Origin of the sequence: Enterococcus sp. DIV0183, assembly GCF_050541505.1 — a bacterium.
In the GTDB taxonomy this organism is placed as follows: Bacteria; Bacillota; Bacilli; order Lactobacillales; family Enterococcaceae; genus Enterococcus; species Enterococcus faecalis.
Window position 1 is genome coordinate 717109 of sequence record NZ_CP172932.1, and the last position, 20131, is coordinate 737239.

Annotated in this window: 19 protein-coding genes and 1 other annotated feature; of the genes, 12 read left to right on the forward strand and 7 right to left on the reverse strand. The window is 37.9% G+C overall.

Annotated elements, in window-relative coordinates; translation table 11 throughout:
• The first annotated feature begins 104 nt into the window (after positions 1-104).
• From tgt to adhE, 4 genes are all read left to right on the forward strand, one after another.
• Positions 105-1250, forward strand: a complete 1146-nt coding sequence (tgt, locus tag IGK72_RS03600; RefSeq protein ID WP_002355772.1) for a tRNA guanosine(34) transglycosylase Tgt — start codon at positions 105-107, stop codon at positions 1248-1250.
• Between the two features lie 60 nt (positions 1251-1310).
• Positions 1311-1709 carry a preprotein translocase subunit YajC gene (gene yajC / locus IGK72_RS03605; protein ID WP_002383336.1) on the forward strand — a complete coding sequence of 133 codons (399 nt, stop codon included), beginning with the start codon at positions 1311-1313 and terminating at the stop codon, positions 1707-1709.
• A gap of 412 nt (positions 1710-2121) precedes the next feature.
• Positions 2122-2427 carry a post-transcriptional regulator gene (locus IGK72_RS03610; RefSeq protein ID WP_002387014.1) on the forward strand — a complete coding sequence of 102 codons (306 nt, stop codon included), beginning with the start codon at positions 2122-2124 and terminating at the stop codon, positions 2425-2427.
• Positions 2428-2583: 156 nt separating this feature from the next.
• Positions 2584-5181 (forward strand): bifunctional acetaldehyde-CoA/alcohol dehydrogenase, encoded by a 2598-nt coding sequence (gene adhE, locus IGK72_RS03615; RefSeq protein ID WP_002388933.1) that lies wholly within the window; start codon positions 2584-2586, stop codon positions 5179-5181.
• A gap of 44 nt (positions 5182-5225) precedes the next feature.
• On the opposite strand, the gene fni is transcribed toward adhE, so the two are convergent.
• The 6 genes from fni to IGK72_RS03645 all read right to left on the reverse strand — a co-directional run bounded on the left by fni (position 5226) and on the right by IGK72_RS03645 (position 11276).
• The gene (fni, locus tag IGK72_RS03620) at positions 5226-6269 is read right to left on the reverse strand and encodes a type 2 isopentenyl-diphosphate Delta-isomerase (protein ID WP_002403711.1); all 1044 of its coding nucleotides are present in this window, start codon (positions 6267-6269) and stop codon (positions 5226-5228) included.
• Positions 6253-7359: a phosphomevalonate kinase gene (locus IGK72_RS03625; RefSeq protein ID WP_002355777.1), complete on the reverse strand. Its 1107-nt coding sequence runs from the start codon at positions 7357-7359 to the stop codon at positions 6253-6255. Before IGK72_RS03625 ends, fni begins: the two co-directional genes overlap by 17 nt.
• A 2-nt stretch (positions 7360-7361) precedes the next feature.
• Complete coding sequence (mvaD, locus tag IGK72_RS03630) at positions 7362-8357, reverse strand: diphosphomevalonate decarboxylase (protein WP_002355778.1); 996 nt, start codon at positions 8355-8357, stop codon at positions 7362-7364.
• Positions 8357-9301 carry a mevalonate kinase gene (gene mvk / locus IGK72_RS03635; RefSeq protein ID WP_002370727.1) on the reverse strand — a complete coding sequence of 315 codons (945 nt, stop codon included), beginning with the start codon at positions 9299-9301 and terminating at the stop codon, positions 8357-8359. The genes mvaD and mvk overlap by 1 nt, the downstream gene beginning before the upstream one ends.
• Before the next feature lie 269 nt (positions 9302-9570).
• Positions 9571-10206: a pentapeptide repeat-containing protein gene (locus tag IGK72_RS03640; RefSeq protein ID WP_002355781.1), complete on the reverse strand. Its 636-nt coding sequence runs from the start codon at positions 10204-10206 to the stop codon at positions 9571-9573.
• On the reverse strand, positions 10203-11276 hold the full coding sequence (locus IGK72_RS03645) for an FUSC family protein (protein WP_002370726.1): 1074 nt from the start codon (positions 11274-11276) through the stop codon (positions 10203-10205). Before IGK72_RS03645 ends, IGK72_RS03640 begins: the two co-directional genes overlap by 4 nt.
• Positions 11277-11519: 243 nt before the next feature.
• Here IGK72_RS03645 and opp1A point away from each other — a divergent pair, with 243 nt between their 5' ends.
• Positions 11520-13190 carry an oligopeptide ABC transporter substrate-binding protein Opp1A gene (opp1A, locus tag IGK72_RS03650; RefSeq protein WP_002402970.1) on the forward strand — a complete coding sequence of 557 codons (1671 nt, stop codon included), beginning with the start codon at positions 11520-11522 and terminating at the stop codon, positions 13188-13190.
• A gap of 78 nt (positions 13191-13268) precedes the next feature.
• On the opposite strand, the gene IGK72_RS03655 is transcribed toward opp1A, so the two are convergent.
• The gene (locus IGK72_RS03655; protein WP_002355784.1) at positions 13269-13619 is read right to left on the reverse strand and encodes a DUF3899 domain-containing protein; all 351 of its coding nucleotides are present in this window, start codon (positions 13617-13619) and stop codon (positions 13269-13271) included.
• Between the two features lie 90 nt (positions 13620-13709).
• Between IGK72_RS03655 and opp1B the strand changes: the two genes are divergently transcribed.
• The 7 genes from opp1B to rpmI all read left to right on the forward strand — a co-directional run bounded on the left by opp1B (position 13710) and on the right by rpmI (position 20072).
• On the forward strand, positions 13710-14651 hold the full coding sequence (gene opp1B / locus IGK72_RS03660) for an oligopeptide ABC transporter permease Opp1B (RefSeq protein ID WP_002381304.1): 942 nt from the start codon (positions 13710-13712) through the stop codon (positions 14649-14651).
• On the forward strand, positions 14651-15703 hold the full coding sequence (gene opp1C, locus IGK72_RS03665) for an oligopeptide ABC transporter permease Opp1C (protein WP_002355787.1): 1053 nt from the start codon (positions 14651-14653) through the stop codon (positions 15701-15703). The genes opp1B and opp1C overlap by 1 nt, the downstream gene beginning before the upstream one ends.
• Before the next feature lie 9 nt (positions 15704-15712).
• Complete coding sequence (gene opp1D, locus IGK72_RS03670; protein WP_002355794.1) at positions 15713-16771, forward strand: oligopeptide ABC transporter ATP-binding protein Opp1D; 1059 nt, start codon at positions 15713-15715, stop codon at positions 16769-16771.
• On the forward strand, positions 16771-17727 hold the full coding sequence (gene opp1F, locus IGK72_RS03675; protein WP_002355795.1) for an oligopeptide ABC transporter ATP-binding protein Opp1F: 957 nt from the start codon (positions 16771-16773) through the stop codon (positions 17725-17727). The genes opp1D and opp1F overlap by 1 nt, the downstream gene beginning before the upstream one ends.
• A gap of 40 nt (positions 17728-17767) precedes the next feature.
• Positions 17768-18838: an RNA-guided endonuclease TnpB family protein gene (locus IGK72_RS03680; RefSeq protein WP_070416138.1), complete on the forward strand. Its 1071-nt coding sequence runs from the start codon at positions 17768-17770 to the stop codon at positions 18836-18838.
• Between the two features lie 212 nt (positions 18839-19050).
• Positions 19051-19182, forward strand: a sequence feature (ribosomal protein L20 leader region).
• Positions 19183-19236: 54 nt separating this feature from the next.
• Positions 19237-19758: a translation initiation factor IF-3 gene (infC, locus tag IGK72_RS03685; protein ID WP_002355797.1), complete on the forward strand. Its 522-nt coding sequence runs from the start codon at positions 19237-19239 to the stop codon at positions 19756-19758.
• Between the two features lie 113 nt (positions 19759-19871).
• Positions 19872-20072, forward strand: a complete 201-nt coding sequence (rpmI, locus tag IGK72_RS03690) for a 50S ribosomal protein L35 (RefSeq protein WP_002355798.1) — start codon at positions 19872-19874, stop codon at positions 20070-20072.
• Positions 20073-20131 lie beyond the last annotated feature (59 nt).

Here is a 20131-nt window from a genome sequence, read left to right on the forward strand (position 1 = left end):
AGGATCCTTTTTTGAAAAAAGAAACCTTGAGAAATCCTTGCAAATTCAATAAAAAAAAAGTATGATGATGGGAGGACAAATTATAGTAGAAAGTAGGGAAATGAATGACGGAACCAGCCATTCGTTATCGTTTAATCAAAAAAGATAAACACACAGGTGCGCGTTTAGGTGAATTAATTACTCCTCACGGCACATTTCCAACACCAATGTTTATGCCGGTAGGTACACTTGCGACAGTTAAAACAATGTCACCAGAAGAATTAAAAGAAATGGGTGCCGGTGTTATTTTAAGTAATACTTACCATTTATGGTTACGCCCAGGTGAAGATTTAGTCGAAGAAGCAGGCGGTTTACACAAATTTATGAACTGGGATCAACCTATTTTAACTGATTCAGGTGGCTTCCAAGTCTTCTCATTAAGTGATATGCGGAAAATCGAAGAAGAAGGTGTGCATTTTAGAAATCATTTAAATGGTTCAAAAATGTTCCTTTCTCCAGAAAAAGCGATCAATATTCAAAATAAATTAGGATCAGATATTATGATGAGCTTTGATGAATGTCCACCATTTGATGAAAGCTATGAGTATGTCAAACGTTCGATTGAACGGACTTCTCGTTGGGCTGAGCGTGGCTTAAAAGCCCATGCGAATCCTGATAGACAGGGATTATTCGGTATTGTTCAAGGTGCGGGATTTGAAGATTTACGTCGTCAAAGTGCTAAAGATTTAGTGAGTATGGATTTTCCTGGCTATTCGATTGGTGGCTTATCTGTTGGTGAGTCTAAGGAAGAAATGAACCGAGTCTTAGACTTTACGACACCGTTAATTCCTGAAAATAAACCACGTTACTTAATGGGTGTGGGTGCCCCTGATTCATTAATTGATGGAGTGATTCGTGGGATTGACATGTTTGATTGTGTGCTACCAACACGTATTGCGCGCAATGGTACTTGTATGACTTCACAAGGTCGCTTGGTTGTTAAAAATGCCCAATATGCAAGAGATTTTCGTCCGCTTGATGAAAAATGTGATTGTTATGTTTGTCGTAATTATACGCGGGCCTATATTCGTCATTTGATTAAATGTGATGAAACATTCGGAATCCGTTTAACATCGTATCATAATTTATACTTCTTGTTAGACTTAATGAAAAATGTCCGTCAAGCAATTATGGACGACAATTTATTAGAATTCCGACAAGCGTTTTTTGAAGAATATGGCTTTAATAAAGCGAATGCAAAAAGTTTCTAAAAATTAGAGGAAAAAACTAGTTCTTCAAGCATTTTTTTGATACAGTTAGTAGTGTGAATAATGCAGAGTGAGGTGAAACAAATGGGTGGCGGATTTACAATGATTTTTACATTAGTCCTTTTAGGAGGAATGATGTTTTTCATGACACGTTCTCAAAAGAAACAACAGCAAGAACGTCAAAAACAACTAAACGCAATGAAAACTGGCGATAGTGTTGTCACAATTGGTGGTTTACATGGTGTTTTAAGTGAAATCAATGAAAAAACAGTTTTAATCGATTGCGAAGGTATTGTCTTAGAATTTGACCGTGCAGCAATTCGAACTGTAACACCTGGAACTGCCGTTACAAATGATTCAGCAGTAACTAGTGTACCAGTCACAGAAGTTGAAGAGACAGTCACAGAAGAAGTAACTGAAGTTCCTGAAACATCAGATCCTTCAAAAGAAAAGAAAGACTAAACGAATCAACTAATTCATTTAATGGTTAGAGAGAGCGGAACAGGCTTTTCAAAGGCGAAACTGTGACCAGTAGTCACACGAGAAAGCCAATAAGAAGAGATAATTCCTATTCCGCTCGTTTCGTTTATCTTAAAATGTAGGACTAGGAAGGAGCCTGGGACAAAAATCACTTTGGATTTTTGTCCCAGGCTTAAAAATTGATAAACGGCGGGAACAGAAGCAACTCCTTCGGAAATAAGCCAAAATTCTCCCAAAATTAAAGAACAATTTTCGGAAATTTCTTCTTATTTCTCGGAGTTAAACACTTCTGTCCCGACCTTGTCCTAAGTCCTTTTTAACTATTAAGTTTACAAAAAAGGTTCCTTTTTATAGTGTTGGAAGATAGTTAAAAAGTGAGCAATCTTTCGCTTGGTTGGAAGGAGAAGAGCCCATGACAAAGGAAAAATTAAGTTGGTTACAACAAAAAATGCTCAATAAAAGTATTAAAAAGAAGTGCCAAAATTTTCGTGAACTAGGTTATTCTTCCATCAACGAAGAAGATTTATTGACTTATTTACTCACCTATCGTTGGAAAAAACAAACCCATTTATCTGTCAAAGACTGTCGCAAAGACATTCATAAGGTTAAGCCGAATGAATTTTTTGACTATCAACAATTATTGGCACAGACATCAAAAAATCCTTTAAGGGACTGGCATGATATTGAAGACTTATTCTAGAAAAAAGAATAGGTCTTTTTTTTGAGATAAAAAAAATTATAAATAGTTGTGAAAAATATCACAAAAACTATTTACAAGATTCGTTTTATGTTGTATGATGTGAATGTGAAATAGTTAACAAAGTTTTTTTAAAATGAAACTCTTAGGAGGATGAACATGGTTAAAACAGTAAAAAAAGAAAAGACAGAAACAGTTGATGTTTCATCAATGATTGATGAATTAGCAACAAAAGCGAATGTCGCTTTAAAAGCAATGGAAGATTTTACACAAGAACAAGTAGATCACATTGTCCATCAAATGGCGATGGCGGCGTTAGACCAACATATGCCTTTAGCAAAAATGGCTGTCGAAGAAACTGGCCGTGGAATCTATGAAGATAAAGCAATCAAAAATATGTATGCATCTGAATACATTTGGAATAATATTAAACATGATAAAACAGTGGGTGTAATTAACAAAGACGAACAAACCGGCTTAATGGAAATTGCTGAGCCAGTTGGCGTGGTATGTGGGGTCACACCAACAACGAACCCAACGTCAACAACTATTTTTAAATCACTAATTGCCTTAAAAACAAGAAATCCAATTGTTTTTGCTTTCCATCCTAGCGCACAAAAATGTTCGGCAGAAGCGGCACGTATTGTACGGGATGCGGCGATTGCAGCAGGTGCACCAGAAAATTGTATTCAATGGATTGAACAACCATCGATTGATGCAACATCTGCTTTGATGAATCATCCAGGGATTGCCATTGTTTTAGCAACTGGTGGCGCAGGCATGGTAAAATCTGCGTACTCAACAGGTAAACCAGCACTAGGCGTTGGTCCTGGGAACGTACCAGCTTATATTGAAAAAACAGCTAAAGTAAAACGTGCGGTTAATGATTTAATTGTTTCAAAATCATTTGATAATGGAATGATTTGTGCTTCTGAGCAAGCGGTCATTGTGGATAAAGAAATTTATGCTTCTGTCAAAGCTGAGTTTGAAGCACACAATGTTTACTTCGTGAAACCGAATGAATTACAAAAACTAGAAGATGCAGTGATGAATGAAGGCAAATACGCAGTAAATCCAGCGATTGTCGGTAACTCTGCAGAAAAAATTGCTGAATTAGCAGGAATTAGTGTACCAAAAGGCACAAAAATTTTAGTCGCTGAATTAGAAGGTGCAGGTCCAGAATATCCATTATCAAGAGAAAAATTATCGCCAGTTTTAGCAATGATGAAATCAAACAATGCAGAGCATGCTTTTGAACTATGTGAAGCGATGTTAAACTTAGGTGGTTTAGGACATACAGCAGTAATTCATACAGAAGATGAAGAGTTACAAGTTGCTTTTGGTTTACGTATGAAAGCTTGTCGTATTTTAGTGAATACTCCATCAGCAGAAGGCGGTATCGGTAACATTTATAACGAAATGATTCCATCCTTAACACTTGGTTGTGGTTCATACGGGAAAAACTCTGTTTCTAAAAACGTATCAGCCATTAACTTAATTAATATTAAAACGGTAGCGAAACGGAGAAATAATATGCAATGGTTTAAATTACCTCCAAAAATTTTCTTTGAAAAAAATTCTTTACAATATCTACAAAAAATGGAAAATGTTGAACGTGTCATGTTAGTTTGTGACCCAGGTATGGTTCAATTTGGCTATGCAGATATCGTACGTAAAGAGCTACAAAAACGTAAAAATGATGTGAAAATCGAAGTATTTTCTGATGTTGAACCAAACCCATCAACAAATACTGTTTATGCAGGTACCAAAATGATGGTTGATTTCCAACCAGATACAGTGATTGCCTTGGGTGGCGGTTCTGCAATGGATGCGGCGAAAGGAATGTGGATGTTCTATGAACACCCAGATACAGAGTTCTTTGGTGCAAAACAAAAATTCTTAGATATCCGCAAACGGACATATAAAATTGCCAAACCAGAAAAAACACAATTTGTTTGTATCCCAACTACTTCAGGAACTGGTTCAGAAGTTACACCATTTGCCGTTATTACTGATAGTGAAACACACGTGAAATATCCGTTAGCAGACTATGCGTTAACACCAGATGTAGCGATTGTTGATCCACAGTTCGTAATGTCTGTGCCAGCTTCAGTCACTGCAGATACAGGTATGGATGTTTTAACACATGCTATTGAATCTTATGTTTCCGTGATGGCTTCAGATTACACACGTGGTTTAAGTTTACAAGCAATCAAGTTAGTTTTCGATCATTTAGAAAATTCAGTGAAACGTCCAGATATGGAATCTCGCGAAAAAATGCATAATGCATCAACCATGGCAGGGATGGCATTTGCCAATGCATTCTTAGGTATTTGTCACTCTATTGCTCATAAAATTGGTGGGGAATATGGCATTCCACATGGTCGTACAAATGCGATTTTATTACCACATATTATTCGTTACAATGCGAAAGATCCATCAAAACACGCAATGTTCCCCAAATATGATTACTTCCGCGCCGATACTGATTATGCAGACATTGCAAAATTCTTAGGCTTAAAAGGAAATACTACCGCAGAATTAGTAGAAGCTTTAGCAACAGCAGTAGCAGACTTAGGTAAATCAGTCGGAATTGACATGAACTTGAAAGCCCAAGGTGTCTCACAAGAAACATTAGACACAACAGTTGATCGTATGGCAGAACTTGCATATGAAGACCAATGTACAACTGCAAATCCGAAAGAACCATTAATTAGTGAACTAAAACAAATTATCTTAGATGCTTATGTAGGATAAAAGAACTCAAATAAAGAGACCAGAACATTAATGTTCTGGTCTCTTTAACGTTTTGCGAAAACAGTGCTGTCGATACCACGGTTATGACACCAATTAACTAAAACTGGATCGAGGATAAGTGCGGTACTCGTCAATTCTTCTGTCGTCTTTTTTCCTAAAAGAGTATAAAGCATTTTCACTTCTTCTTGCCATTGCTGTACAAGGGCTAAGGTATTTTCTAAACCATTTTTACTCATAAGGGAAGCTAAGATAGTCCCAGCAACTCCCATGCTTTTGGCACCTAAAGCGAGTCCTTTGACAATATCAAGAGAGTTACGCACACCGCCAGAGCCAAGAATAGTTAGCTTCTTTTGCCAATTTTGTGATTCCAGAAGAGAGATGACCGTTGATTGACCCCAATCATCTAAGAAAGAAAGTTCTCGTTTCTTACGCCGGGCATTTTCAATTTGTGTAAAACTCGTTCCGCCTTGGCCGCTCACATCCACTGCTTGAACGCCGATAGAGGTGAGTTTTTCTAAGGTTTCTTGGCTCATGCCAAAGCCAACCTCTTTGACAATGACAGGCACTTCTACGGCCTGTACGATAGCTTCAATCTTGGTTAGCCAATTAGTGAAATCACGATCTCCTTCAGGCATGACCAATTCTTGGGGCACATTTACATGGATTTGTAAGGCATTCGCTTGAAATAAATCAAGCGCTCGCTTTGCTTCTTCCACACCCAAACCTGCACCAATATTGGCAAAAATGAGTCCATCTGGGTTTTCTTTTCGCATAATTTGATACGTATCCGCTAAACTAGCATCTTTTAACGCTGCCGAGACAGATCCTGTCGCAACTAAAAGCCCAGTTTCTTTGGCAATAATGCCTAATTGCTGATTAATTTCTTTTGCACGCTGACTACCACCTGTCATTGCATTGACATAAAAAGGTTGGGGAAGCTGAAAAGAAAGAAACGAAGTGGAAATATCCACTTCGTTAACAGCGGATTCAGCAAACGATTGGTGAACAAAACGCACACGGTCAAAGTCATTACTTTTTTCTTTGTGGAACGCTTTAGCTAATGATAGATGTTCATCTTTTCGATTCATGCTTCTCCTTACACTCCTTTTGACCATAGGTATAGACGTGAAGTGGCAGTGGGGTAATTCCGTCTTTTTCCCAAGCAGTCATTAATGGTAAAATCCCAGATTTTTGGCGGAAAATTACAATCCCACAATCGCCCCCGCCAGCGCCAGAAGATTTCGCAGCTCCTGTATAAGATTCAGCCAAATCACAAAGATTTTTCAAGGCTTCTGTTTCGATTACCACACCAGTCAGTGAAGATAATTCGGCGAGCAATTGGCGATTTTTAGTAATTTGTTTTTGAATAACAGAAATTTTTCCTGTGTTAAAGCCATTAATCATTGTTTCGACACAAAGCCGACTTTTCATTAAGAACTGCTCATAAGCCGCTTGTTTTTCTTCTTTTGATTGATGAACTCGATCAACTAAGTCTGAAGTGGACGCAGGACTACCTGTCCAACCAATTAGTAAACGTAGTTGTTTCGGTACTTTTAACGGAAAAATCATTAATTCAGGCCAGTCCATTGCTAACAAATCAGTTAATGTTTCAGTGGCTACTTTTTGATTGACCCAATCATGATCGAAGGTTGAAAAGGCAATCCAGCCCCCGTAACAGCTGGCGGCGATATCTCCGCAAGAACCATTTCCTTGAACGGCTAAGTGAGCTAATGCTGATAATTTGAAAATTTCCTCATTTTCCAAACCTAAGTCATAAAAAATATTCAAGGCTTTGACAGTTCCAACGGTTACTGCACCGCTTGAACCAAGACCATATTTTCGTCCATTTGAACTATCTAATTCACTCGTCACTTTTAAATGATAAAATGACAATTCTTTGTTTTGCTCTTGCGCATATTTTTCAGTTAGATGAATCGCCGCTAGAACATAATGAAAGGGATTTTCGCGAATATCTAATACGAGCTCACCATTTCGGCGTGTCCAACGAATAGGTAACGAGCTGTATTGTGCAGATTGAATACTGCCTTCATCTGTTGTTTCTTCGACAGTTACAGTTACGAATTGATCCACAGCAACGATAATGGCAGGGTGGCCAGGTTCAACAACGGCATATTCTCCTGCAATAAATAACTTTCCTGGCGTAGTAACTTCAATCATGCTTATTTATCCATTCCTTTCGTTTCAAACAATTCAATTCCGGGACCAGCAAAAGCTGGGACTAACTGCTCTTTTGAAAAATGTTCACTTAAAAATGTTTTTAATGCTTCTAAGTTTTTCTTTTCGACTAAGACCTTGACATTCGGACCTGCATCCATTGTAAAGTAACAAGGAATTCCTTTGGCCCGTGCTTGGCGAACTAAAGCCATCGCTTGTAAACTGCCTGGGGACCAGTAAGTAAATGGAGGGACAGCGCCTAAGGTTGTTCCATGCATCCTTAACCCATTGGCTTCAATGATTTCTCCTAAACGAGGGAAGTCTTTTGTTTTAATTGCTTCATGAACTTGGGATAAATCTTTTTCCACATTGTCCAACCAACCTTGATAAAAGCTAGAAGTTTCTACTGTTCGTTTCATTCCATCACGGCTGGAAACATCTTTTTCGCCATCATTAATTAAGATAAAGAGCATGGCCAATTCGTTTTCCCAATTATTGGCTGGAATATTTTCAGCAAACGACGTTTCATCAGAGTGGCCTTTGTTCCATTGAGCAAAACCACCAAAAATGCTGCGACAAGCAGAACCTGAACCACGTCGCGCTAAACGTGATAAGTCTTTTGCTGAAAGATTTAATCCTAAGGCTACGTTACAGGCCCCAGCTAAAGCAGCTAGACCACTCGCTGAAGAAGCCAAACCAGCTGCAGTAGGCACAAAATTTTGACTTTCCACTTTTGCAAACCAAGTACAATCGGCTTGTTGACGAACAAGGTTCAAAAATTCTTTGACTTTTTTTGTTTGTTTTTCGTTTTGCAAGATACCATCTAAAATAAATACATCTTCTGAATAATGGGCATCAAATGTCACAGTTGTTTCTGTGTAAAAGGCATCTAATGTTAATGATAAACTACTATTCATTGGTAAAATGTATTCTTCATTGGCTTTTCCCCAATATTTAATCAGAGCAATATTTGTATGCGCTCGTGCTTTTCCTGAAAGCATTACTTTTTCACCTCTAATGATTGAATCCATGTAGCAACAGCTCCATTTTCTTCTAAAGTCTGTGCAATGGTTTGTGCGGTCTTTTTATTATCTGTTAAGGCAATCATACAGCCACCGCGACCGCCGCCGGTTAATTTTGCTCCTAGAGCGCCATGTTCTAGAGAGAGAGCCACTAGTCGATCCAGCATATCGTTGCTGACGGTTAATTGCTGGAGTTGCTCTTGCGCTAATGTCATTAGCTGACCTAATTTTTGTTTATCATCTTGTAAAATTGCCTGCTTCGCTTCTTTAGTAAAAGAACCTAATTGTTTCATTGTTTCAGCGATTGCTGTGGGATTATTTTGAGCTAGCTGCGCAATGTCTTTCACTGCTTCACGTGTTTGACCTTTAATTCCCGTATCAGCTACTACTAAGTAGGCATTAGATAAATTCATCGAGAAATGTGTGGGCGGAAATCCTCTAGTAAAAAATAAGGGATCAGCGCCGCTTGTTGCTGCGGCATCGATACCACTAGGATTGCCATGAGCAATTTTCTCACTTAAGGAAACAAGCTCAAACAATTCTTGATATGTATAAGCGTAATCAAAATAATCAAAAAGGCTTCGAACGATGGCCACAGCGGTTGCTGCGCTTGAGCCCATTCCTCGTTCAGCGGGAATCGTACTTGTTAAGGTCAAAGTGCCTTTAAACGTATCTTCCTTTAAAAAATGTAAGGTTTGCTGAACAACTTCCTTGATATTTGCTAGCTCTTGGGGCACGTCTTCAAGCAATCCTGTAAAATATGCACAATCAATCTGCATAGTTTTTGCTGGGGTATAGACGGCTGTGATTTCTGTCGCTTGAAAAGGAAAGGCGATTGCTGGTTCGCCGTAAACAACGGCGTGTTCCCCCATTAAAATAATTTTTCCCGTAGCTTGACCGAGGCCTTGTTTTTTTATATTCATTCACTGACATTCCTTTTGAGTAGAATCGAGTATAGGACAAAAGACGTTCTTGGATTAGAAGAACGTTTGTCATAATCTCTTCATGATTTATAGGAAATGATTCCAAAAGTTTCTCTTGTTCCAAAAAAAGAGATTGCTTAACCTAAGATAGTTTACCTAAAAATAAGGCACAAGTAAAATGGTTCCGTTGGTTTTTCCAAAAAATTAATAACAATTTAATAAGAAAGAACCGACAGAACCAGTTATTCGGCTATTTTTTTAAAATTTTCTTAGGTAATCACCAAACCAAGGGCACTTGCCAAATAAATGGCTTGTTCAGGGGTGACTTTAAGACCTGATAAATAGTTTGGTGAGAAAGTCAAGCGTTCAAAGGTGTTTTGGGAAAAATCCAATCCTTTTAAAGAAGTATTTAGCCAATTACTTTCGGTTAAATCGCAAGCTTCTAGCAGGAGTTTCTTCCAGGTGACCTCGAAAAATTCACTTTCGACTAAACGTGTCTGATTAAAGTGAACAAGATTAAAATTTGCAAAACGAAAAGAAGCATAATCGGCTTTGCAATCCTCAAATAGACAATCTTTTAAATAGCTATCTGCAAAATTCGTTCCTGTCAAATTGCAACGAAGGAAAGTCACTCGATGAAAACTGCCAGACAGCCATTCGACGTTAGAAAAATCGCAAGCTTCAAAACGCACATTACTACAATCAAAAGAAGCAAACTGGCCATTTGCTAATGAAAGATGATCGAAAACAGCATCCCGAAAGACTAAGTTACGAACTTCTTGATTCGGTAAATCAATCTGCTGATACAAATGATTTTCTAAGATTGCCTCATCTTCTAATTGACAGTTCGTTAATAGAGGAAGTTGTTCTGGCAAATTTGGTGGCAAGGGATAAGTTATTTTCATAAAACGCCTCTTTCTTCTTGTTGATTTTCAAAGGTTTCATCAATTGAGTAGGCCCGATTATAGAAACGTAGCGCAGTTGTGAAAACATAAGCGCCGGCAAAACCAAGTAAACTACCTAACACAATCCCGACTAATCGATAGTTTAAAAGATTACTAATGACTTGCTGTCGTGCAAGATTTGATAATAATAAGGACATCGGGGTAATAAAAAAGCTGGCAATCGCATAGTTTCTGTTAATGAATCCTTCAAAAGCTGCATACAGAATACTAATGATACCGATTGTTTGTAAAGGTGTAAAGGGAATCATTAATAAAATTGCAGAAAGCAACAAACCAAGACTCGTACCTAGAATCCGTTGAACATTTCGCTGCATCACAGAATGTAAATTTTCCCCTTGTAAAATGGCTGCGCAAGTAAACGTCATCCAATAGGCGTTGATTAAATGAAGCGATTGACTTAAATAAGCCGCTAAAAATAAAATGGCCGCATAATGCAAAGCATCTAATAAAGAAGCGGGATCGATATAAAGTCGTTCTTGAAGAGACATCCGTTTTTGAAAAACGTAGGGGCGCTTGTCGATGAAATGAAGCACAATGCCCATGATAATGCCGGTCACTACTCCTAAAAGAACAAAACTGGCCATGATGGGAATCTTATGTAAAGGAAAATTGTTGCTTGTTCCCATTGCGGTTGACATGATAACTAACAAAGCACCAGGCTTCTCAATGCCATACAATCTAAAAAGTAAGCGTGCAAGAAAAGCGACGATGGCAATTGTAATGGGAATCAACCAAGGTACATGGTGACTTAGCATTCCTAAGCTGTTGCCCAGAACAATAAAAAAGCCAACAATATTCAGTCTGCGCAATAATTGGGGCAAAGGAAGCGGCTGATAATAAATAAACGTATAAATGCCCATCGAGCCAAAGGTCCCAATGAGTAAATTATTGGAAAAATAACCAATTAATAATGGAATTGCCATACAAATTGCGACACCAACTAACCGAAATAATTCGTCATTTGCTTTATCAATAGCAAACAAATCCTTTAAAAACGTAGAATTTTTCATATTTTGTCACTCCTTTACTTCCTAATTTACCATAATGTTTAGAAAACTGACAAAAGAATTGCAATAAAAGACAGGAAGAAAAAGAGGGGTTTCTGATAGGAAGAGAAGAAAAATTAAAAAAAGTTAACATTTTGACTTGCAATTTTAATATGAAAAATGTAAGATATATTCCATAGCAATAAATAATTATTAAATTCTGATTTTTCAGAAAATACAGATTGTATTATTTTAGGAGGCAACACTATGAAATTGAAAAAGTCATTAACATTCGGTGTGATTACATTATTTAGCGTAACAACTTTAGCGGCTTGTGGAGGCGGCGGAACGTCAGATAGCTCAAGCGCATCTGGTGGCGGTAAGGCAAGTGGCGAACAAGTTTTACGTGTCACAGAACAACAAGAAATGCCAACAGCTGATTTATCACTAGCAACAGACAGAATTAGTTTTATTGCATTAAATAATGTATATGAAGGAATTTATCGTTTAGACAAAGATAACAAAGTCCAACCTGCAGGTGCAGCGGAAAAAGCAGAAGTTTCTGAAGATGGACTAACATACAAAATTAAATTAAACAAAGATGCAAAATGGTCAGACGGTAAACCAGTGACTGCGAATGACTATGTTTACGGATGGCAACGAACAGTTGATCCAGCGACAGCTTCTGAATATGCTTATCTGTATGCCTCTGTAAAAAATGGTGATGCCATTGCTAAAGGGGAAAAAGATAAATCAGAATTAGGAATTAAAGCAGTCAGTGATACAGAATTAGAAATCACTTTAGAAAAAGCAACACCATACTTTGATTACTTATTAGCTTTCCCATCGTTCTTCCCACAACGTCAAGATATTGTGGAAAAATATGGTAAAAATTATGCATCAAACAGCGAAAGTGCTGTCTACAATGGTCCATTCGTCTTAGACGGCTTTGATGGTCCTGGTACAGATACAAAATGGTCATTCAAGAAAAACGATCAATATTGGGATAAAGACACAGTGAAACTGGACTCAGTAGATGTGAATGTCGTGAAAGAATCACCAACCGCGTTGAACTTGTTCCAAGACGGACAAACAGACGATGTCGTTCTTTCTGGTGAATTAGCCCAACAAATGGCCAATGACCCAGCTTTTGTTAGTCAAAAAGAAGCATCAACACAATATATGGAACTAAATCAACGTGATGAAAAATCACCATTTAGAAATGCGAACTTACGTAAAGCAATTTCTTACTCAATCGACCGTAAAGCGTTAGTTGAATCAATCTTAGGGGATGGTTCTATCGAGCCAAACGGTTTAGTACCAGCAGATATGGCAAAAGACCCAAGTGGCGGCAAAGACTTTGCTAAAGAAGCAGGTAGTCAAATTGAATATGATACGAAAAAAGCTAAAGAATACTGGGAAAAAGCGAAAAAAGAATTGGGGATTTCAACCTTAACAATGGATATTCTTTCTTCAGATGCAGATTCTTCTAAGAAAACAGTTGAATTTGTTCAAGGGTCAATTCAAGATGCTTTAGATGGTGTGAAGGTAACGGTTAGTCCGGTTCCATTCTCCGTTCGTTTAGATCGTTCAAACAAAGGCGACTTTGATGCAGTAATCGGTGGTTGGAGTGCTGACTATGCTGATCCAAGTAGTTTCTTAGACTTATTTGCTTCAGATAACTCATATAACCGTGGACGTTATAACAATCCAGAGTTTGACAAGTTAGTGAAAGCTGCAAGTAGTGCAGATGCGACAGATCCTGAAAAACGTTGGGATGATATGTTAAATGCAGAGAAAACGATTATGGGAGACATGGGTGTGGTACCATTATTCCAAAAATCAGAAGCGCATTTACGTGCTGAAAAAGTCAAAGATGTCGCAGTTCATCCTGCTGGCGCAACGTATGACTACAAATGGGCATACATTTCAGAATAACCTGACAAAAGATCGATAGCAAACAAAAAAGGACCTTTGCCATGGAATAAAAGGCAACGGTCCTCTTGCTATCTTGTCTTAGACCAAGTAAAATAGTAGAAAGCCTAAAGACAGAATCAGTAAGATGCCCCCAGTTTTTAGCCAGAAAGAGCGATGTGCATCGCCAATGACTGAAAGCGGGATAAACTCTTTCGGTTCATTTTTCTTTTTAAAACGAAACGCGTTTTTCATTGAGCGCTGAAAGTTATCGAAAAAGCCAGAGGACATAATCCATAAAGCAATGCCGATAATTAAAAAGAAAAGCGAAACGATAAAGAAGGTATCTGATAATGAGGAGGTAGTGATAGGTTCTTTACTTATTAATAAGTAAAGAAAAATGCCGATACTGGAAATAACGGCTGTAATAATTGGCCATTTAAAAGTTTTCATGTGTTCACCCTATCTATTATTGTGGTCTATCTAGTCATTACTTTAACGAAAATAACTGAGGAAGTCAAAAAAATCTCGGAGGTGTCATTATTGAATAGTTTTGGAAAATATTTTCTTAAACGGATCTTTTTCATGATTATCACTTTGTGGTTAATCGCAACGATTACGTTTTTCTTAATGCAATTATTACCAGGTACGCCTTATACCAACCAAGAAAAACTTAGTCCAGAAACAATCGCTATGTTGAATAAACAATCTGGCTTAGATAAACCAGTGATTGTTCAATACGGAATTTACTTAAAGAACCTGGTAACGGGAGACTTTGGTATTTCATTCCAATTTAAAAACCAACCTGTTGCTAAGTTATTAGCTGGTCGAATTGGACCATCCCTTCAACTGGGTGGACAAGCGATTATCTTTGGTACGTTAGTCGGTATTTTATTGGGGATTATCGCAGCGATGCGTCAAAATACTTGGGTAGATACGTTGGCAACATTGTTAGCCATTTTAGGTCGTTCTATTCCAAACTTTGTTTTCGCGGTATTATTACAATACATTTTTGCAATGAAATTAAGAATCTTACCAATTGCTATGTGGAATGGTTTTGCATACACAATCTTGCCAACTATTGCCTTGGCAATGAGTCCAATGGCCGATTCGGCTAGGTTTATTCGAACCGAGATGGTAGAGGTCTTGCATAGTGATTATGTCGAATTAGCCAAAGCAAAAGGCTTGAGTCGCTGGCAAGTTGCATTCCGCCACGGGTTAAGAAACAGTTTAATTCCATTGATTACCTTATTAGGACCTTTAGCCGTTGGTTTAATGACAGGTTCTTTAGTAGTAGAAAATATTTTTGCCATCCCTGGAATTGGGGAACAGTTTGTAAAATCAATTATGACAAACGACTATCCAACAATTATGGCAGTAACTATTTTGTATTCAACAATGTTAGTTGTTGTAATTCTGATTGTTGACTTACTTTATGGTTTAATTGATCCAAGAATTCGCGTATCAGGAGGTGCAAAAGGCTAATGGAAACAGTCAATAAAAATAATCTACCACAAGCGATTAAAGATATTCCGGCAGATGAGTTTCAGCCTCTAAACACTTCAACTCTAAAAGAAAGAGAGCGTATTGCCACACCGTCTTTAAGTTTCTTACAAGACTCATGGCGTCGTTTGAAAAAGAATAAAGCTGCAGTTATCTCAATGAGTTTCTTAGCAGTTATTATCTTTATCTCTATTATTACCATTTGGGTTTCACCACATAACCCAACGAAACAAAATGTTTCTTACATTAACTTACCACCACGAATTCCTGGCTTGGAAAGCGTGAATGGTTTAAATGGTAAAACAACAGTTGCTGGTCAATTAGTTGATAAATATGCACAAGCAAACGTTCCAGATAACGTAAACTTTTATCTAGGAACAGATGGTTTAGGTCGTGATGTCCTAAGTCGTTTATTTATGGGAACACGTATTTCCTTATTAATTGCGTTTATCGCGGCGATTCTAGATATTACGATTGGGGTAACGTATGGACTGATTTCCGGGTTAGTCGGTGGTCGTGTCGATACAGTGATGCAACGTATTTTAGAAGTTCTTTCTGGTATTCCTAACTTAGTTGTTATGATCTTGATGCTAACAGTCTTTGATCCAGGGATTGTTTCGATTGTTTTAGCCATGGTTATTACAAACTGGATATCAATGGCCAGGATTGTGCGAGCCCAGACCATGAAACTAAAAGACCAAGAGTTTGTCATGGCAGCAGAAACATTGGGCGAATCTCGTTGGAAAATTGCTATTAAACATATTTTACCGAATATCTCAAGTGTCATTATTGTCCAAATGATGTTCAGTATCCCATCGGCAATTTTCTTTGAAGCGTTCCTAAGTTTTATTGGGTTAGGCTTACGTCCACCAACCGCATCTTTAGGAACCTTGTTAAACGAAGGATACAAAACTTTCCGTTTCCTTCCATATTTAATGTGGATTCCAGCGGCAACACTTTCAGTTATCATGATTTGTTTCAACTTGTTAGCTGATGGTTTACGTGACGCATTTGATCCTAAGATGAAAGAGTAAGAGTGGTGAATGACTATGGAAAAAGTATTAGAAGTTAAAGACTTAAGAATCTCCTTTGATACATTTGCAGGTAAAGTCAACGCCATTCGTGGTGTGAGTTTTGATCTTTATAAAGGTGAAACGTTAGCCATCGTAGGTGAATCAGGGAGTGGTAAATCTGTTACAACCCGCAGTATTATGCGTTTGTTGAGCAGTAATGCCAATATTGATAACGGGGAAATTTTGTTTAAAGGACAAGATATTGTTCATAAAACAGAAAAACAAATGCAAGCCATTCGTGGTAAAGAAATCGCAATGATTTTCCAAGATCCGATGACTTCATTAGACCCAACGATGCCAATTGGCAAACAAGTGGCGGAATCATTAATCAAACATAATAAAGTCTCAAAAAAAGAAGGCTTAGCGCAAGCATTAGAATTACTAAAATTAGTCGGCATTCCTAATGCTGAAAAACGTTTGAAAAACTATCCACACCAATTTTCTGGTGGGCAACGTCAACGGATTGTCATTGCAATTGCTCTAATTTGTTATCCCGAAGTTCTAATTGCAGATGAACCAACTACAGCGTTGGATGTAACCATCCAAGCACAAATTTTAGAGTTATTAAAAGATTTACAAGAAAAAATTAGCACTTCGATTATTTTCATTACCCATGATTTAGGGGTAGTAGCAAACGTGGCTGACCGTGTCGCTGTCATGTACGGTGGACGTCTGGTTGAAGTGGGAACAGCAGAAGAAATTTTCTATAATCCACAACATCCATATACTTGGGGACTTTTAGGGTCAATGCCAACGATGGAAGGAACAGAAGACAAACTTTATGCGATTCCAGGTTCACCTCCAGATTTATTAGATCCACCAACTGGAGATGCCTTCTATCCACGGAATGAGTTTGCTTTAAAAATTGATACAGAAAAAGAACCACCTTATTTTGAAGTATCACCAACCCACAAAGCAGCAACGTGGTTATTAGCACCACAAGCACCAAAAGTTACGCCTCCAGCAGAGATTGTTCGTCGTTGGGCAATTTATGCAGAGCGTCAAAAAAATCCAGGAGGTAGTAATTAATGGCAGAAGAGAAAAAAGTCCTATTAGAAGTCACTGGTTTGAAACAGTATTTCAATGTTGGTCGTAAAGACGAAGTAAAAGCCATTGATGACATTAGTTTTCATATTTATGAAGGCGAAACCTTTGGATTAGTTGGCGAATCAGGAAGTGGAAAATCAACAACTGGTCGCAGTGTCATTCGTTTATATGATCCAACTGCTGGTGAAATTCTTTTCGATGGAAAAGACATTAGCAAAATTAAATCAAAAGCGGACATGCAAGCATTCCGTCGCGATGTTCAAATGATCTTCCAAGATCCATATGCTTCATTGAATCCAAGAATGAAAGTCAATGATATTATTGCTGAAGGAATCGATGTCAATGGATTAGCTAAAACACCAAAAGAGCGGGAAGAAAAAGTCAACGAACTTTTAAAAACGGTGGGATTAAATCCAAGTCACAGTACGCGTTATCCTCATGAGTTTTCTGGTGGGCAACGTCAACGGATCGGGATTGCTCGTGCTTTAGCGGTTAATCCACGTTTCATTATCTGTGATGAGCCAATTTCGGCTTTGGATGTGTCGATTCAAGCCCAAGTAGTAAACTTATTACAAGATTTACAAAAAGAACAAGGCTTAACTTACTTGTTTATCGCACATGACTTATCGATGGTAAAACATATCAGTGACCGAATTGGCGTAATGCACAGTGGGAAATTATTGGAAATGGGCACAAGTGATGATGTCTATAATTTCGGCGTTCATCCTTATACAGAAAGTTTGCTTTCTGCGATTCCATTACCAGATCCAGACTATGAACGCACACGTAAACGGATCGTTTACCAGCCTGCAGCGGCAGATGGGAAAGATCGTGAGCTCCGTGAAATTCTCAATGGACACTATGTTTATTGTGCTGAAGACGAAGTTGCAATGTACCGTGAAAAAATTGAAGAGAAGAAAAGAAAAGCTGGTTTATAACCAGCTTCTTTTCTAACTATCTTGGTAGGGTGGTTATGAGATGAAGGCTCTGAAAGCTTATAAATACAGACTTTATCCAACCTCAAAACAAGAAGAGTTTATTCAAAAAACATTTTCTTGTGTTCGCTTGGTGTATAATTTAATGTTACAAGACCGGATTGATATCTACAAAGAGATGCGAAAAAATCCTCAACAAACGTTTAAAATGCCAACGCCAGCTAAATATAAGAAACAATACCCTGTCCTCAGAGAAGTTGATAGTTTAGCCTTGGCAAATGCACAAGTTTATTTGGATCGAGCCTTTAAAAATTTTTATCGGGAAAAAGGGATGGGCTTTCCAAAAAAGAAAAAGAAAGAAACGGTGCATTCCTACACTACGAACAATCAACATGGCACGGTCAAAATTTTGGATAATCGTTATTTGAAAGTACCTAAATTGAAATCTTTAATTAAAATGAAGGTACACCGCCAACCGCTGGGGGAGATAAAATCTGTAACTATTTCTATGAGTGCGAGTCACAATTATTATGTTTCCATTTTGTGTGAAGCGCCGATTGAAACGAAAACAAAGCAACAAAAAATGGTGGGAATTTGTAGCAGTAGGGAAAAATTTGCGCTGCTTTCGAATGGTGAAAGCTTCGAAAAAAGCTATTGTTCAAAGCATTTAAAGCAAAAACTACGTCAAGAAGAACGAAAATTAAACAAGCGTAAAATGATTGCTTTAGAAAAAGGTGTCGATCTTTCGCAAGCAAAAAATTATCAAAAACAAAAAATAAAAGTCGCAAAAATTCGCGAAAAAATAGCCAACCAACGAACGGATATTTTAAACAAAATTACAACGGAATTGGTTTCAAGTTATGATGTTATTTGTATTGAAAAAGCCCATCACAGTAATGAGCGGCCGCCAAAACATGATCGTTCGGAACTGGCTTGGTCTTTATTTTTAGCTAAACTGTTGTATAAAGCACAATGGTATGGCAAAAAACTCATTTGTATTGAGTCAGAGGAGATAGAAACAGAGTTGTCTTTTTCTGAAAGTACAGAAAATTCAGAGTATCTTAGAAGCCAAAAAATCTTAGAACGTGGCTTGTCTAAACGAGAAACCTTATAAATAGAAGAACTGTAGGGACTACAGGGATCGCCTAGGGGATAGAAAATGTACACCATGTGTTGAACCATTTGTTTCTAGGAAGTCACATTGGGACAGTCCACTAATTATTAATGATCAAAATACGAGTTCAAACGAATCTAGTGCTAGATTCGTTTTTTTTGAGGAAATATATTGACAACTAGGATAAACTAAGGTAAACTAGTGAAGTTGAGAAATGAAAGCAGAAGCACCCGCTTCTCGCCTTAGTTGAGTATATCGCTGGGCTAGATAAAGTATTCCTTATTTTTTTAAGTAAGGCAGACTGTTGGCGGGTTCTGGATAGGAACCTGTTTTTTTATTGCATTTAGCAAACAAAGCAGACTTCCGTTAGGATTTTCTCTTAAAAATTTTGGAGGTGAATGACCATAGCAAAGGATATGATGGTTAACGACGGCATTCGTGCACGCGAGTTACGTTTGATCGGACAAGATGGTGAACAATTAGGTGTAAAAACCAAAGCAGAAGCATTACAAATCGCTGAATCTGCAAACTTGGATTTAGTACTTGTAGCGCCAGGAGCGAAACCACCAGTTGCGCGAATTATGGATTATGGAAAATTCCGTTTCGAACAACAAAAGAAAGAGCGTGAAGCTCGCAAGAAACAAAAAGTGATCAACGTCAAAGAAGTTCGTTTAAGTCCAACAATTGACGTAAATGACTTCAATACAAAACTTCGTAATGCGCGTAAGTTCTTAGAAAAAGGAGACAAAGTGAAAGCTTCTATCCGTTTCAAAGGCCGTGCCATTACCCATAAAGAGATTGGTCAGAAAGTTCTTGATCGCTTAGCTGAAGAAACTGCGGACATCGCCACAGTGGAACAAAAAGCGAAAATGGACGGACGCAGCATGTTTCTAACGCTGGCACCGAAAAACGACAAGTAAACGAAGAGACCGAGCATTCGGACTTTTGGTAATTTCTACAAGAAGGATATTCGACAGTTGTGACTGTTAGAGTCTTTCACTTGAAGCAAAGATTTTGAGGAGGAAAATTAGTCATGCCAAAACAAAAAACACACCGCGGATTAGCAAAACGTGTAAAACGTACTGGTGGAGGCGGCTTAAAACGTGGCCGTGCCTTTACATCTCACCGTTTCCACGGTAAAACTAAAAAACAACGCCGTCAATTGCGTAAAGCAAGCATGGTTGCAAAAGGCGATTACAAACGTATCCGCCAACAATTAGCAAGAATGAAATAAAACAACTCGGTGACTTTTAGATTACCGTCAAGAGAAACAAGATATTAGGAGGAATTCAA

What these genes read in the sequence shown, in the direction of transcription:
- tgt (WP_002355772.1), top strand. Translation starts at nt 105, where the DNA reads ATGACGGAACCAGCCATTCGTTATCGTTTAATCAAAAAAGATAAACAC.
- yajC (WP_002383336.1), top strand. Translation starts at nt 1,311, where the DNA reads ATGCAGAGTGAGGTGAAACAAATGGGTGGCGGATTTACAATGATTTTT.
- adhE (WP_002388933.1), top strand. Translation starts at nt 2,584, where the DNA reads ATGGTTAAAACAGTAAAAAAAGAAAAGACAGAAACAGTTGATGTTTCA.
- fni (WP_002403711.1), bottom strand. Translation starts at nt 6,269, where the DNA reads ATGAATCGAAAAGATGAACATCTATCATTAGCTAAAGCGTTCCACAAA.
- IGK72_RS03625 (WP_002355777.1), bottom strand. Translation starts at nt 7,359, where the DNA reads ATGATTGAAGTTACTACGCCAGGAAAGTTATTTATTGCAGGAGAATAT.
- mvaD (WP_002355778.1), bottom strand. Translation starts at nt 8,357, where the DNA reads ATGCTTTCAGGAAAAGCACGAGCGCATACAAATATTGCTCTGATTAAA.
- mvk (WP_002370727.1), bottom strand. Translation starts at nt 9,301, where the DNA reads ATGAATATAAAAAAACAAGGCCTCGGTCAAGCTACGGGAAAAATTATT.
- IGK72_RS03640 (WP_002355781.1), bottom strand. Translation starts at nt 10,206, where the DNA reads ATGAAAATAACTTATCCCTTGCCACCAAATTTGCCAGAACAACTTCCT.
- IGK72_RS03645 (WP_002370726.1), bottom strand. Translation starts at nt 11,276, where the DNA reads ATGAAAAATTCTACGTTTTTAAAGGATTTGTTTGCTATTGATAAAGCA.
- opp1A (WP_002402970.1), top strand. Translation starts at nt 11,520, where the DNA reads ATGAAATTGAAAAAGTCATTAACATTCGGTGTGATTACATTATTTAGC.
- IGK72_RS03655 (WP_002355784.1), bottom strand. Translation starts at nt 13,619, where the DNA reads ATGAAAACTTTTAAATGGCCAATTATTACAGCCGTTATTTCCAGTATC.
- opp1C (WP_002355787.1), top strand. Translation starts at nt 14,651, where the DNA reads ATGGAAACAGTCAATAAAAATAATCTACCACAAGCGATTAAAGATATT.
- opp1D (WP_002355794.1), top strand. Translation starts at nt 15,713, where the DNA reads ATGACTATGGAAAAAGTATTAGAAGTTAAAGACTTAAGAATCTCCTTT.
- opp1F (WP_002355795.1), top strand. Translation starts at nt 16,771, where the DNA reads ATGGCAGAAGAGAAAAAAGTCCTATTAGAAGTCACTGGTTTGAAACAG.
- IGK72_RS03680 (WP_070416138.1), top strand. Translation starts at nt 17,768, where the DNA reads ATGAAGGCTCTGAAAGCTTATAAATACAGACTTTATCCAACCTCAAAA.
- infC (WP_002355797.1), top strand. Translation starts at nt 19,237, where the DNA reads ATGACCATAGCAAAGGATATGATGGTTAACGACGGCATTCGTGCACGC.
- rpmI (WP_002355798.1), top strand. Translation starts at nt 19,872, where the DNA reads ATGCCAAAACAAAAAACACACCGCGGATTAGCAAAACGTGTAAAACGT.